The organism is Actinosynnema sp. CS-041913 (genome assembly GCF_050942485.1).
Lineage (GTDB): Bacteria > Actinomycetota > Actinomycetes > Mycobacteriales > Pseudonocardiaceae > Actinosynnema.
Genome location: NZ_CP192037.1, coordinates 2,152,185 through 2,166,094, shown reverse-complemented (window position 1 = coordinate 2,166,094; position 13,910 = coordinate 2,152,185). Strand labels below are relative to the sequence as shown.

The 13,910-nt window shown below is 68.2% G+C and carries 14 protein-coding genes and 1 CRISPR repeat array; of the genes, 8 read left to right on the top strand and 6 right to left on the bottom strand.

The annotated features are described in order from the left end of the window. The first annotated feature begins 32 nt into the window (after positions 1-32). From ACQPZF_RS10735 to ACQPZF_RS10720, 4 genes are all read left to right on the top strand, one after another. Positions 33-1,208 carry a radical SAM protein gene (locus ACQPZF_RS10735; RefSeq protein WP_433270762.1) on the top strand — a complete coding sequence of 392 codons (1,176 nt, stop codon included), beginning with the start codon at positions 33-35 and terminating at the stop codon, positions 1,206-1,208. Continuing rightward, a complete protein-coding gene (locus ACQPZF_RS10730; RefSeq protein ID WP_433270760.1) occupies positions 1,205-1,819 on the top strand; it encodes a 3'-5' exonuclease in 615 nt (204 codons plus the stop codon). Before ACQPZF_RS10735 ends, ACQPZF_RS10730 begins: the two co-directional genes overlap by 4 nt. Then, entirely contained in the window at positions 1,816-2,487 is a 672-nt protein-coding gene (locus ACQPZF_RS10725; RefSeq protein ID WP_433270758.1) for an AAA family ATPase, read from the top strand. The genes ACQPZF_RS10730 and ACQPZF_RS10725 overlap by 4 nt, the downstream gene beginning before the upstream one ends. A gap of 92 nt (positions 2,488-2,579) precedes the next feature. Then, complete coding sequence (locus tag ACQPZF_RS10720; RefSeq protein ID WP_433270756.1) at positions 2,580-3,062, top strand: hypothetical protein; 483 nt, start codon at positions 2,580-2,582, stop codon at positions 3,060-3,062. A 32-nt stretch (positions 3,063-3,094) separates the two neighbouring features. Here ACQPZF_RS10720 and ACQPZF_RS10715 read toward each other — a convergent pair whose 3' ends face one another. Next, entirely contained in the window at positions 3,095-3,736 is a 642-nt protein-coding gene (locus tag ACQPZF_RS10715; RefSeq protein WP_433270754.1) for a 2'-5' RNA ligase family protein, read from the bottom strand. Next, positions 3,733-3,975 (bottom strand): hypothetical protein, encoded by a 243-nt coding sequence (locus ACQPZF_RS10710; protein ID WP_433270753.1) that lies wholly within the window; start codon positions 3,973-3,975, stop codon positions 3,733-3,735. Before ACQPZF_RS10710 ends, ACQPZF_RS10715 begins: the two co-directional genes overlap by 4 nt. A gap of 193 nt (positions 3,976-4,168) precedes the next feature. Further along, positions 4,169-5,600: a CRISPR direct-repeat array (repeat unit 28 nt; unit sequence GTCTTCCCCGCGCGAGCGGGGGTGGTCC). 650 nt (positions 5,601-6,250) lie between these two features. On the opposite strand from ACQPZF_RS10710, the gene ACQPZF_RS10705 reads away from it, so the two are divergent. After that, entirely contained in the window at positions 6,251-7,552 is a 1,302-nt protein-coding gene (locus tag ACQPZF_RS10705) for a helix-turn-helix transcriptional regulator (protein ID WP_433270751.1), read from the top strand. Between the two features lie 8 nt (positions 7,553-7,560). On the opposite strand, the gene ACQPZF_RS10700 is transcribed toward ACQPZF_RS10705, so the two are convergent. Beyond that, complete coding sequence (locus tag ACQPZF_RS10700) at positions 7,561-8,205, bottom strand: HAD family hydrolase (protein ID WP_433270749.1); 645 nt, start codon at positions 8,203-8,205, stop codon at positions 7,561-7,563. Between the two features lie 248 nt (positions 8,206-8,453). Here ACQPZF_RS10700 and ACQPZF_RS10695 point away from each other — a divergent pair, with 248 nt between their 5' ends. Then, on the top strand, positions 8,454-8,765 hold the full coding sequence (locus tag ACQPZF_RS10695) for a helix-turn-helix domain-containing protein (RefSeq protein WP_433270747.1): 312 nt from the start codon (positions 8,454-8,456) through the stop codon (positions 8,763-8,765). A gap of 3 nt (positions 8,766-8,768) precedes the next feature. On the opposite strand, the gene ACQPZF_RS10690 is transcribed toward ACQPZF_RS10695, so the two are convergent. Both ACQPZF_RS10690 and ACQPZF_RS10685 read right to left on the bottom strand, forming a co-directional pair. Continuing rightward, positions 8,769-9,623, bottom strand: coding sequence for an IS3 family transposase (locus tag ACQPZF_RS10690; protein ID WP_433267953.1), 855 nt, complete (start codon positions 9,621-9,623; stop codon positions 8,769-8,771). Continuing rightward, positions 9,620-10,102, bottom strand: a complete 483-nt coding sequence (locus ACQPZF_RS10685; protein WP_433270745.1) for a helix-turn-helix domain-containing protein — start codon at positions 10,100-10,102, stop codon at positions 9,620-9,622. Before ACQPZF_RS10685 ends, ACQPZF_RS10690 begins: the two co-directional genes overlap by 4 nt. Positions 10,103-10,170: 68 nt before the next feature. Between ACQPZF_RS10685 and ACQPZF_RS10680 the strand changes: the two genes are divergently transcribed. After that, the gene (locus ACQPZF_RS10680; RefSeq protein ID WP_433270743.1) at positions 10,171-12,225 is read left to right on the top strand and encodes an ATP-binding protein; all 2,055 of its coding nucleotides are present in this window, start codon (positions 10,171-10,173) and stop codon (positions 12,223-12,225) included. Here ACQPZF_RS10680 and ACQPZF_RS10675 read toward each other — a convergent pair. Then, on the bottom strand, positions 12,192-12,767 hold the full coding sequence (locus tag ACQPZF_RS10675; RefSeq protein WP_433270741.1) for a TIGR00730 family Rossman fold protein: 576 nt from the start codon (positions 12,765-12,767) through the stop codon (positions 12,192-12,194). The two genes, ACQPZF_RS10680 and ACQPZF_RS10675, sit on opposite strands and share 34 nt — an antisense overlap. A 65-nt stretch (positions 12,768-12,832) precedes the next feature. On the opposite strand from ACQPZF_RS10675, the gene ACQPZF_RS10670 reads away from it, so the two are divergent. After that, positions 12,833-13,792, top strand: a complete 960-nt coding sequence (locus ACQPZF_RS10670; RefSeq protein WP_433270739.1) for a nucleoside hydrolase — start codon at positions 12,833-12,835, stop codon at positions 13,790-13,792. Positions 13,793-13,910 lie beyond the last annotated feature (118 nt).

The window sequence follows — 13,910 nt, the reverse complement described above, 5'->3', positions numbered from 1 at the left end:
ACGGGTGTGCGAGGGGCGAGGAGGCGAATGCGGTGGCGAGTCGGACCACAGGAATACGAGGGCCGGGCGGGCTTCGGGTATTGGACGACGCCGAGCGCGCGGGTGTGCGGCCGGAGTTGTTGGATGTGGTGGAGTACCGCAAGTCGGGGTTGAGCCTGAACTCGGTGATCGGGTGTCCTTTGGACTGTGGGTATTGCGTGCGGCACCTGTTTGACAACTTCGCCGTGAAAGTGCCGCGCGCGGTGGTGAGCGCGCGGGACGCGGTCGCGGCGCTGACCGGGCACCGGTTCTTCCGTCCGCACGTGACGCCGGTGCAGTTGTTGAACCGGGCGACGGACCCGATGCTGCCGGCGGTCAAGCCGCACCTGTTCGAGGTTCTCCAGCGGCTGGACGAGCGACAGTTGACCAATCACGTCCTGGTCATCACCCGGTGGCGGGTCGACCCGGCCGACTGCGCCGCGCTCAACACGTTGCGGCACCTCAAGGTCACGGTGCTGGTCACCTACTCCGGCATCGACGACGACAGGGTCGAACCCGTGGACTCCCGGATCGCGGCCGGGTCGTTGCGCACGGCGTTCGAGCACGCGGACCGGTATCGGGTGGTGTTGTACTGGCGGCCGATCGTGCCCGGCCTCAACGACACCGACACCCACCTCACCTGGGCTCTGGACCTGAGCGTGTACGCGCACGCCACGGTGTTCACCGGCTTGTTCTACCGGGACGAGATCCGTGACTACTACCGGGCCAACGGGCTGCCCGAACCCTACGACGACGTGGCACGGCGCAAGATTTTCCCGGAGCGGTTGGAGCAGCGGATCCTGGCCGCGGCGTCCCGGCGTCCGGCGGGGTCGCCGTTGTTCCGCAAGACTTCGTGCGCGGTGGCCCACGCGCACGGCACAGCCGACTACAACGGGCACTACGGCATCCGGGAACTGTGCAGCATCTGCCCGGCCGCCCAACAGACGCGCTGCGCCCAGGCGTGGAACGCGCCGGACCCGCGCGCGGTCACCGAGCTGGCCGACGGGTTGGGCGGCACGCTGGTCGCCATCACCGACCGGGCGGTCGTCGTGGACGGCCTGGACGAGCAGCGCCGCTACCTGATGCAACACACCCTCGGGTTCCAGGTCCACGACGCCGCCCGCCCGCACCACCCGCACCGCCACGGCCGTGCCGACCTAGGCTGGCCCACCCGCACGGAGGCCTCATGACAACCCCCTTCCCCACCGTGCTGGAAGGCCACCCGTTGGCGGTGGTCGACGTCGAAGGCAACGGAGCACAACCCCCGGAGATCGTCGAGATCGCCGTCCTGCCCGTCGACGGCCCGGTCACCGATACCGACCTGCGCACCTGGCTCGTGCGCCCGAAGTCGCCAGTGAACGGCATTTCGCACCGCATCCACGGCATCGGCAACCGGGAGTTGGAGCACTGCCCGCGGTGGCACGACATCGCACCCCAGGTCGAGCCGCTGGTGACCGGCCGGACGATGGTGGCCCACGCGGCGACGGTCGACTACCGGGTGATCGCCGACCACCTGCCCACGTGGCGACCGCCCATGGTGCTGGACACCCTCAGGCTGGCCCGACACGTCTGGCCGGACCTGCCCGGACACCGCCTGCCCGACCTCGCCGCCCACGCCCGCCTCGACACCCGGCAAACCGGTGAGCACCGGCCGCACCGCGCCGGGTACGACGCCTGGTGCGTCTGGCTGCTCGTGCACACCCTGCTGACCGACAGCGGCCTGTCCTGGGACGAGCTGGTCACCGTCGCGGCACTCAAGGCATTCCAACCGCGCACGGAACCGGAGGACGGGCTGTGGTGACCATCGCGGTGGAGAAACCGATCACCATCGGCGTGACCGGCACCCACTCCACCGGCAAGAGCACCTTCCTCGCACGACTGGCCCACGACCTGCGCAAGAACAACATCCAGGTCGCCACCGTCGCCGACCTCGGCGAACAAGCCCAACGCCTCGGCCTGCCCATCCTGCACAACCACACCTGGGCCTCCACGATGTGGTTCATCACCCACGGCATCAGCCTGGAACTGGCCGTCTGGCCCCACGCCGAAGTCGTCCTCGTCGACCGGCCCGTCCCCGACGCACTGGCCTACTACCGCGCCGCGCTGGCCCACCGCGACGAACACGCCGACCCCGACACCCACGCCCGCCTCGAAGCCGTCGTCCGCAGCCACGTCCACGTCTACGACCTGCTCTACCGCACGACACTCGACCCCGACATCCCGCTCGGCACCGACAAACCCCGCGACCCCGACACCGCCTTCCGCCGCCTCGCCGACCACCACGTCCGACAGGTCCTGCACGACCTCGACATCTCCCACACACCCCTGCACGCCGACGAACACGACCAGGCACTCACCCACGCCGTCCGCTACATCCTCGCCAGACTCACCGAACCGCCCGTCAACACACCCGCCCCACAACGGATTCCGACCGACGCCTCCGACCCCGCACGTGGCGGTGGCCCGTGAACGAACACGAACTCCCGTTCAACGCCTGGATCACACGAATCAACTTCCGCCTCGGCCGCTACGTCGTGCGCCTGGTGGACGAGGCGAATCCCATGAACACCACCGAGTACACAACACCACTCGCCGACACCGAGCAGCACCTCAGCGACGACCTCACCGAACTGGCCTACGCGATCGCGCACAAGGCCCGAGGGCTGCCGCTCCCGTCACACAATGCCGTCGAACCACACAGCCCGCAGAGCACGGAAAGGCACGACGCAATGAGCACGCCAGGCGAAACGGAGCAGCGACCGTCCGGAACGGAACTCCCGGCCTTCCTCATGGCACTGGCCGTCGACGACGCTCCACGATGCTTCGCCATCGCGTACGACTACAGCGACCCGGACGACAGCGACTCCGACGACGGCGGAATCGTCGCCTACGGCATGGCCTTCCACGACCGCACCGAAACCGTCTCCATCGCCGGGGACTACCGGGTACGCACCACCAAACCCGAACACGCCTGCCGCCACTTCACCGAAGACGGCGCGACGATGCACGTCATCTGGCTACCGGCATCGGCCATGGCCACGTAACCGACCCGGACTCGCCGAGCCGCCTTGACATGTCAGGTCTGTGGCCCGAGCGGCACGGTCGCCACATCGGTCCATTCATACATCCTGTGATCGCGGTTGAGATCGATCAGCGAGACCGAGGACACGGTGACCTCGGCTGTGTATTCCTCGTGTTCCTCATGGGCGCGCAGGATCTCGACGACGGGTTCGGCAGGGCCCGTGGCGTTGCAGTAGCCGAGGCTGACGTGTGGCCGGAACCCGGCTTCGGGGTCCGGCACGTTGCCGGGCCCCCACACGTCCCCGATCACGGCGCGCAGAGCCAGCCGCAGTTCCACGAGAGGATCGGGCCGGTGGACGCGCATCTGAATGGTCTCGCGGTCGACGTGAGCCGGACCGAAAGTGACGGTGAACGACCAGAGTCCGGCACAGCGTGTGCGGGCGGCCTCGACGATGCGGTCCACGTCGTTCCGGTCGACCTCGTCGGTGAAGCCGATGCCCTGCATCGTCAGGTGCAACCATCGGGCCGAAACCGGGTCGAGTTGGGGAAGCACAGCGAGCACAGGTGCGTAGTCGGTAACCAACTGCTGCACGCCGGGCTGGTCGGCGAAGGTGACGTGCCAGGTGTAGAACGACCTGCCCGCCCTCCAACCCGGCCGCCACCACCAATGGTCGCGCAGGGATTCGAACCTGGTCATGTCGTCAGCTCCCGCATCACGGTGTCGCCGCCCGAGTCCGTGACGGCGCCACGGATCTTCCTCGCCGTCGGATCGGCCCTCCCTCCCACCCGAGTCGCCAGCGCGCCGACCTCGGTGACGCTGTGCACGAGAGGACTGACACGGAAAGCAGGAGTGTCCAGCACCGGCCGCAGGGCATGCTCGGCGGCACGCAGACCGCCCAGCACCAGCAGCGCCTCGACCCGCTTGGAACGAGTCATCCTCTCCGAGCCCCGGTAATCTCGCGACCCGTGCCCCAGCGCCACCATCCCGTCTACCGACTGGTCCAGCGGCCACGCACTCCCCCTGCGGGCAGCCCATCGTCGCAAGCCCACCGGAGGAACACCAATTCGACACCGTAACAAGCCGAATCAAAACCGACCTTCGGCGTTGTAAACTCGCTGGTCAAAGAGTGTCTTCCCCGCGCGAGCGGGGGTGGTCCGCATCACAACCCCCACGGCCCCCGCCGGACGACGTCTTCCCCGCGCGAGCGGGGGTGGTCCCATCTCGACCCGCTCGGGCTTGATGCCCGCCTGGTCTTCCCCGCGCGAGCGGGGGTGGTCCCATCTCGACCCGCTCGGGCTTGATGCCCGCCTGGTCTTCCCCGCGCGAGCGGGGGTGGTCCTGTCAGGGTCGCGTACGTACAGCACAGGGGAGCGTCTTCCCCGCGCGAGCGGGGGTGGTCCGTCTGAACAGGCGGAACTGACGCGGGCTCCCGCGTCTTCCCCGCGCGAGCGGGGGTGGTCCGGCGTTCGGGTCGAGGACTTCGGGCCGGTCGAGGTCTTCCCCGCGCGAGCGGGGGTGGTCCAACCTGCCGGTATGGACGCCCGACCAGCAGCACGTCTTCCCCGCGCGAGCGGGGGTGGTCCCTTGCTGCCCAGCACCTCCGTCAGGTCGGTCAGGTCTTCCCCGCGCGAGCGGGGGTGGTCCGCAGGACGGCGGCGCGGCGAAGCGTACGTTCTCGTCTTCCCCGCGCGAGCGGGGGTGGTCCGTCCTGGAAGGACGGCGAGGCGACGTTCCTGCGGTCTTCCCCGCGCGAGCGGGGGTGGTCCGGGCCAGCTCGCCGTCACCCACCAGTCCGCGCGGTCTTCCCCGCGCGAGCGGGGGTGGTCCGCCGAGCGCCTCCAGGCGCACCTTGCCCTCGTAGTCTTCCCCGCGCGAGCGGGGGTGGTCCCAGGTAGCGCGGAGCCTCACTCGGGCGCATCAGGTCTTCCCCGCGCGAGCGGGGGTGGTCCCCACAACCAGCGGCTGCACTGGCGGAAGCGGGCGTCTTCCCCGCGCGAGCGGGGGTGGTCCCCACAACCAGCGGCTGCACTGGCGGAAGCGGGCGTCTTCCCCGCGCGAGCGGGGGTGGTCCAGGTCGAGCACGGCGCGGATCGCCGCGGCGCAGGGTCTTCCCCGCGCGAGCGGGGGTGGTCCATCAGGCCGGGCGGGCTGCTCCCGCACCACGCGGTCTTCCCCGCGCGAGCGGGGGTGGTCCTTCACCGTTGGTCTTCAGCCAGCCCAGGCGCCCGTCTTCCCCGCGCGAGCGGGGGTGGTCCACGCCTTCCGCGATGGATTTGACCGCGTTGCCGTCTTCCCCGCGCGAGCGGGGGTGGTCCAACCCCGGAATCGCGCCCGCCCGCAGCGTCGGCGTCTTCCCCGCGCGAGCGGGGGTGGTCCCCGGTGGAAAAGCCGGACGGTCCGCCGACGCCCAGTCTTCCCCGCGCGAGCGGGGGTGGTCCCTGGAACCTCAGGTCGCCGTTGTCGTCGGAGCCGTCTTCCCCGCGCGAGCGAGGGTGGTCCGGCAACACCCTGGTGGGCCTGATCGCCGGCGACGTCCTCCCCGCGCGAGCGGGGGTGGTCCCGCACACAGCTCGATGTGCAGGCCCCACGAGTTGTCTTCCCGCGCGAGCGGGGTGGTCTCTCGACCTCGATCTGCTTGTCGTTCAGCGGTCGGTCTTCCCCGCGCCAGCGGGGGTGGTCCGACGGAGGTTCGACCGTCGCCGTCCTGGAGCGTGTCTTCCCCGCACGAGCGGGGTCATCCGCGCTCAACCATGTAGGCACGCGGGGCCGCGTCGTCTTCCCCCGCGAGCCGGGCGTGCTCCCGTTCGGGTCACCATCCCGCCGCTCAGCACGCTGTCTTTCCCACACGCGAGGGGTGGTCCTGTCGACTGGTACCGCCGCGTGTTCGTGCTGGCTGTTGGGCTCTTCGGCAGCAAGCGTGAAGGAAACGACGACTTCGTGGATTGGATGCTGCCCAGGCTGGTGCGCCCGTCGTTGTGCGGAGCGAGCCGCAGTGATCCGCAGCTACGGCTCCATGTGTTCCATGTCGGAACTCTAACGCACTTCACGCCTCCGCCCCTGGACGCGTGCGGCACAGCAATCGACCGGAGGCACGACCTTCACCGAAGGGCACGTGAAGCAATGTGGCGACGACCAGCTACTATCACGGAAAGTGGCATACCGACTACGTCAAGGACCACCACTCCGCTTCCGGCACATCCGGAGTCCGATGTGATCGACAAAGCTGAAGAGGGAGCAAGGACGGCACCCGCAGCCGTCCGGCTCGCGCAGGAGATCAAGCGGTTGCGCGACGCTGCCGGGCTCAGTCAGCCCCATCTGGCCGTTCAGATCGGATATACCCGCCAATACGTCTCGTTCGCTGAACGAGTCGGAAGCAACCTGCCTTCTCGCGAGCTGGTGAACGCGCTCGACCGAGTACTCGGCGCCAGCGGTGCATTGATTTCCCTTCGTGATCAAGCGCAGCGAGAGCAGCGTGCCGTTCGGCGGCGCAACAACGCTCCGCAGCAGGACCTGGTGGAGACATCGTGGCAGCCATCCGACGGAGCAGTCGGGAGCCCGGAAGTCGTGCACGCCGCCATCCCACGCCTGCGACGGGCTCTCGACGCCATCGACGTTCCCGATGATGGACCGACCCGCCCTTCCGACGAGATCGCCTCGGACGTGGCCACGGTGAGCCGGCACAGGCTGGAGGCACGCTACGCGCTCCTTGTCCGGCGCCTCCCCGAGCTGATCTTCGAGTTGGCCCGCGCCCGCCAACTGCGTGGCAACGTTGAGGACGTCAAGATCGCTGCACTGCTGGCAATGGTATTCCGCGCCGCAGACGGCGTCGCGTTCAAGTTCGGCTACCACGATCTGTCGGCACGTCTGATCGATCTCATGCGTCAAGCGGCAACGACGTCCGAGGATCCGCTGCTGACTGCCACTGCCACGTATGTGCGGACCGAGTGCTTCTTCGCCAGCGGCGATCTGGAGACTGCCTCCCACGCTCTCGTCGCCGCCGCGGATAATGTGAAGATCACCGACGCGAACACCGGGCCCGCCGCAGCCGCCTACGGCGCGTTGCACATGCGGGCCGCGGTTGTGGCGGCACGAGCCGGCAATGCCGACTCTGCCGCCGACCATCTGCGTGAAGCAGATCGTGCCGCTCGCCTCCTGCCTGAGGGCGTCTACCACGGGACCGCATTCGGCCCTTCCTCGCTACGCATCCACGAACTCGCGGTGGCAACCGAACTCCATGACACCAACGGCATCAGACGCGCGGCAGACTGGCATCCCCCTGCGGAGCTTCCGGCGGAGCGCCGTTCGCACTACTACATCGATCTCGGTCGGGCACAGCTCCGCCTCGGCCATCACGATGACGCGTATACATGTCTTGAACTGGCACGGGAAGCAGCGCCTCAGCACACCCGCGAGCATCCACAGGTACGAAAGGCCCTGTCGACCCTGCTACGTACGCATCGCTCGCCTGATACGGGACTGATCGATCTCGCCGCATGGGCCAACGCCCGCTGAGCACCACGCTATCCCGCCAACAGTGCGGGCAGCTCGTGCAGCGAGTCGACCACCCAGTCCGCGTTCCGGCGTGTCAGGGGGTCGTCAGCCCACAGATGGCCCCATGGACCGCGTCGGATCAACACCGTCCGCAGTCCGGCAGCCTTCGCCGCGACCACGTCGTTGTCCCGATGGTCGCCCACGTACACCACCTGGCCCACGTCGTGCGTCGGTGCCGCCTCGACGACCCGCCCGAAGAAACGCGGATCGGGTTTCGCCACGCCCCACTCTCCGGAGGTGGCGACGAAGTCGACCGGCAAGTCCAACCCGCGCAGCAATGAGGCAGCCCGAGCAGTCTGGTTGCCGGCCACGCCGACCCACAAGCCACGCGCTCGTACCGCGGCCAGTCCGGAGCGGACGTCGGGGTAGAGGTCGGTCTCCTCGATCTGCTCTCCGCGGCCGGCCTGCTCACGCAGCAGGCGTTCGTGCACGACATCGAACCCCGGCCGGAAGTACTGGAACGTCTCCGCGTTGTCCCGTCCGGAGGCGGTGACCGCACCGAGCACCGTGGAGAACGTGTGCCGTGGCACGCCGATCCAGTCGGCCCACGCGCCCCACTCCCGCGAGTCGTCCAGCAAGGTCTCTCCAACGTCGAACACCACAGTGGTGACCATGCCCCAGTCCTACGCCAACGACGCTCCAAGAGCCAGCACACGGCACGATCACCGACCCGGACTCCACTGTGGATCGCCGCCCTGAATGACGAGAGGGTCACTCGAACGGGCAATCGTTGGGCTCCTACCCCGGTCTTCCCCGGACGGTTCGGCATATTCTCGACCTATCGGAACTGATCACCGGAGGATCCCGACGTGATCAGTCTCGAAGCCGTCTGGGGGCAGCAACAAGGGGGCGGTGTATTCGGTTGAACGGAATTGCGAAGGCGGGACACGAAGCGGCGGTCGGCGAGACGTCGTTCGTCGAGGAGTTGCGCAGGCTGCGTGGTGGGATGTCGCAGCGCGAGTTGGCCAAGGTCACGCACTACAGCCCTGGGCACCACAGCAACGTCGAGACCGGCGTCAAGCCTCCGACGGAGGACTTCGCCCGAGCCTGCGACACCGCGCTGAACACCGGAGGCAGGCTCGTCGCGATCTTTCACCGGGACATGCTCGGACCGCGCCGGAAGGGGACCTCACGGCCGGTGAACTGGTCCCCGGAAGTTGGACTGGCTAACTGAAGGTTAGGCCGTGAGGGCCTGGGCTCGGTACTCGACCGGGCTCAGGCCCTTGAGCGTGGTCGAGATGCGGGTGGTGTTGTACCAGTCGATGTACTCGTCCAGCGCCGTGGTGAACTCGGTGACGGTGTCGAACTTGGTGTGGTGGAACAGTTCTTCCTTGAGGTGGCCGAAGAAGTTCTCGGCTATGGAGTTGTCCAGGCAGTTGGCCCGCCGTGACATCGACTGGGTCAGGCCCGCGTCGTCAAGCAGTTTCCGCCAGGAGGCGTGCTGGTACTGGAACCCTTGGTCGGAGTGCACCAGCGGCGAGGTGCCGGCGGGCAGGGTGGCGATCGCCTCGCGGAGTGAAGAGTTGGTCAGCTCCAGCGTTGGCGACGGGCCACAGGAGTAAGCGATCACGGATCGGTCGAACAGGTCGATGATCGGGGACAGGTAGAGCTTGCGGTCACCGATGCGGAACTCGGTGACGTCGGTGACCCACTTCGTGTCCGGCGCCGATGCGGTGAACTGGCGGTTCAGCGTGTTCTCGGCGGTCGTGCCGGTCTGCCCGAGCCAGGACCGATACCGGCGTGGCCGCCGGACCTCGCAGACCAGGCCGAGGATGTTCATCAGCTTGAGCACGGTCTTCTTGGCCACCTGCCGGCCTTGACGGATCAGCATGATGTGGATCCGCCGATGCCCGTAGCGGCCACGGGCGGCCTCGAACGCCTCGATGATCGCGGTCTTGAGCCCGGCCTGCGGATCAGGTCGCGTGAGCCGGGCCTGGTGATGGAAGAACGTCGACCGGGCCAGGCCGGCGACCGCCAGCAGCACCGGCAGCGGGTAGTCGGCCTTGAGGGCGGCGATGACCTGGGTTTTCACCCTCGCCCCTGCTCCCTCAAGGCCCGCAATTTTTCCAGGTAGGCCACCTTCGCGGACAACCGCAGGTTCTCGGCCCGCAACCGTTCCAGCTCATCCGGTTCCGAAGCCGGTGGCGCCGCGGGCCGGCCTTTCCGCCTGGGGCGCAACGCTTCCTCTCCCTCGCGCCGATACGCCCGCACCCAGTTCTCGACCAGCTTGGACGAGGACAGGTCGTGCTCGCGCGCCAGCTCGGCCGCGGTCGCCTCACCCGCCACGAACCGGCGCACGACCCCGAGCTTGAACTCGAACGTGAACGACCGCTTGCCCGGATTGTTCATCAGCGCTCCCGCGCCTCTCAACCTCCAACGATCATGCAAGCGTCGCACCGCGGCCCTGGACACACCCAACCGGGTTGCCACAGCCTTCGGACCATACCCGGCCTCGAACAACGCCACAGCGGACTCCCGCTGCCCCTCGGACAACGAACTTCGTGGATGCACCAAACCGCTCCCCGGAAGTCGGAACTGGATTCCCAGTCCAACTTCTGGGGAGCGGTTCACAGGCGCAGGTGCCCCCGTCGTCTCCACGGCTCATCGGCCGCGACGAGACGCTGCGCGCACTGGACCGGCTGCTCGCCGAGGTCCGGCAACATCAGTTCGCGGGCGTGATCGTGGTCGACGGGCAGGCCGGCGTGGGCAAGACGACCGTGGCGGTGACGTGGGCGCACCGGGTCAAGGATCGCTTCCCCGATGGGGTGTTCTTCATCGATCTGCACGGCCACGCGGCCGACGTGACACCGCTGGATCCCAACGAGGTTCTGGAGGACTTCCTTCGTGTGCTGGGTATCCAGCCGGCTGACATCCCGTCGGGCGTGGAGCGCCGGGCTGCCCAGTTGCGCACCCTGCTGGACGGAACGCGAACGTTGATCGTGTTGGACAACACAGCCGAGGAAGGCCAGGTACGGCCGCTGATCCCGGCCGCGCGGGAGTGCCTGGTGCTGGTCACGAGTCGAAAGCGCCTGTCCGGTCTCGCGATCCACCATGACGCCCGGTGCGTCACCGTCGCGGCGCTTGATCCGGGCGATGGGCTGGTGCTGCTGCGGGAGGTCGTCGGGGCGGACAGGGTGGATGCCGAGGCCGAGGCGGCCGAGACGATCGTGCGGTTCTGTGGTGGACTGCCTTTGGCGGTGCGGGTGGCGGCCGAGCGCGTCGCGGCGCATCCTCATCTCACCTTGGACGCACTGGCAACCGAGCTGTCCTCGATGGACAGACGACTGGACGCACTGTCCCCTCACCATGGGGATGACACGGTGCGAGCGGTGTTCTCGTGGACGTACCGAGCCCTTCCCCACGACGAGGCCCGCTTGTTCCGGCTGATCGGGTTGCACCCCGGCACCGCGTTCAGCCGGGAGGCCGCAGCGGCCCTGTCCGGTCTCCCACCCACGACGGCGGAACGGCTGCTTGAACGGCTCGTCGCCGTCCACCTGGTCGACGAGATCGGACCGCGACGCTACCGACAGCATGACCTGCTCAAGGCGTACAGCGCCGAGCGGGCGCACGTCGAAGACTCGGAGAAGAGCCGGTCTGCGGCCAACCTGCGGCTGCTGGACTGGTACCTGCACACCGCCTACCTCGCCGCGTACGCGCTGTCGTCCCACCGGAGCAATCCCGACCTGGATCCCCCGACCGAGGGAGTGCCCTCCGGTCCGGAGGCGTTCACCTACGACGAGGCGCTCGCCTGGTACGACAGCGAGCTGTCCAACCTCGTGGCGGCCGGACAGCGGGCGGCCGACGTCGGTCTGCACACCCATGCGTGGAAGCTGCCGGTCGGCATGTGGGATTACCTGTACCTGCGCAAACACTGGACCGCGTGGATCACCGGCCACACCGCCGGGCTCGCCGCGGCTCAAGCAGGCGGTGACCGTTTCGGGACCGCCTGGGTGTTGAACAACCTGGCCAATGCCCACCGCGAGCGGCGCCACGTCGATCTGGCCCGCGAACAACTCCGCCTGGCGTTGAGCCTGCGGCGGGAGATCGGCGACCGGACCGGGCAGGCGTGGACACTCACCGCCACCGGTTTCCTGGAACTCGAATTCGGCCTCGCGGACCGCGCGGCCCGCCTGTTCACCGAAGCCGTCGAGCTGTTCGGACAGGTATCAGACCTGCACGGTGAAGCCACGGCGTTGGCCAGCCTCGGCGAGGCACATCGCGTTCTCGGCGACGCGGACATCGCGTTGCGCTACCTCGGTCGGGCGCTGGAACTCAAACGCGCGGCCGGCGATCGCTACGGCGAGGGGTTCTGCCTGGTCAAGCTGGGAGCCACCTACCAGGTGATGGGACAGCACGCCGAGGCCCTTCACCACTTCGACCTGGCGCTGACCGCAAGGGCCCGGATCGGTGACCGCTGGGGCCAAGCCGAAGCCCTGCTCGGCATGGGGCACAGCCACCTCGCCACCGGCGACACCGACCACGCCGATGCGGCATGGCACGAGGCCTTGACCATCTTCGACGAACTCGGCGACCCCCACGCCGCGGAAGTCCGGGCACAACTCGACGTGCTCCCTGTCCCCGCCCAGCGGCAGGAGATCGCCTACCCGGTGGGACCGTCGTCGGACCATTTGTAGGCCGGTGGCCGGTAGTCCTGGAACCGGGCCAGCAGCCGCTCCAGGTCGTCCTCGACCAGCAGCATGTCTCGATAGGGCGGCTTGAGGAAGCCCTCCTCCACCATGTGGTCGACCATCTTGAGCAGATGCGCAAAGTAGCCGTCGACATCCAGCAGACCGACCGGCTTGGTGTGCAGACCCAACTGCGCCCACGTCCAGACCTCGAACAGCTCCTCCAACGTGCCCGCACCACCGGGCAACGTGACGAAGGCGTCGGACAGCTCGGCCATCAACGCCTTGCGCTCGTGCATCGTCTCCACGACGTGAAGCCGGGTCAGCCCTTGATGCGCAACCTCCCACTCGACCAGGCTGCGAGGGATCACCCCGACCACCGAACCACCCGCCGACAACACCGCATCGGCCAACGCCCCCATCGTGCCGACCCGCCCACCCCCGTAGACGACCTCCACACCCCGCTCGGCCAACATGCGTCCGACCAGCCCGGCGACCTCCACATGACGAGCACGACCACTGGACGACCCGCAGAACACACACACCCTCATACACGCACAGTAAAGAACCACCGACCCTCCAGGGCGATGGTTACTCACCCGATCCAACTGATTGAGTGAACACCGTGCGCATCGTCCTGGACACCGACCCCGGCATCGACGACGCACTCGCCATCCTCTACCTCGCCCACCGCACCGACGCCGAATTGGTCGCGATCGGCAGCGTGCACGGCAACGTCCCCGCACCCCAGGCCGCCGACAACGCCCTACGCCTGCTCGACCGTCTCGGGCTACCCGACATCCCGGTCGCCGTGGGCGCCCGCGAACCGTTGATCCAGCCGCTGCACACCGCCGAGTTCGTCCACGGCCCCGACGGCCTCGGCGGCCACGCCGGACCACAACCCTCCCGCCGCCCCGCGCCAGAGTCAGCCGCCGAACAACTGGTCCGCCTCGCCCGCGCACACCCCGGCGAACTGACCGTCATCGCACTCGGCCCGCTGACCAACATCGCCCTGGCGACCATGCTCGAACCCGCCCTGCCCAACCTGATCCGCTCCATCACGGTCATGGGAGGCGCCGTCACCGTCCCCGGCAACATCACCCCCTACGCCGACGCCAATACCTGGCACGACCCCGAAGCAACCGACATTGTCCTCCGCGCCGGCTACGACCTCACCCTCGTCGGACTCGACGTCACCGAAACCGCCCGCGCCGACGCCGACTGGATGACCAGACTCTCCACCCTGGACAGCCCAAAAGCCCGCTACGCCAACAAGATCCTCGCCCACTACGCCGAGGTCTACGCCACCATCCTCGGGCAGAAGGCCTGCACGCTGCACGACCCGCTGGCCGTCGCGATCACCCTCGACCCCGACCTCTCCACCCACCGCGAACTCGTCCTCGGCGTCGAACTCACCGGCACCCACACCCGCGGCCAGATCGTCGCCGACCTCCGCCTCATCGCCCGCGCCACCCACATCGAAAGCAGCATCGGCACCACCCGCCGACCCACCAAGGTCGTGGACACCGTCCAAGCCGACGTATTCCTGGAACGACTGCTCACCGCGCTCACCTGACCGTGACGTCAGTGCCTTCCTTCCCGTTCGAAGGCGACAACCGTCTACCGGCCGTCCCACGCCCGTCCAATGCTCGTGATCGCCCCCGTCGCACACCGCGACACCGAACAATTCGGAG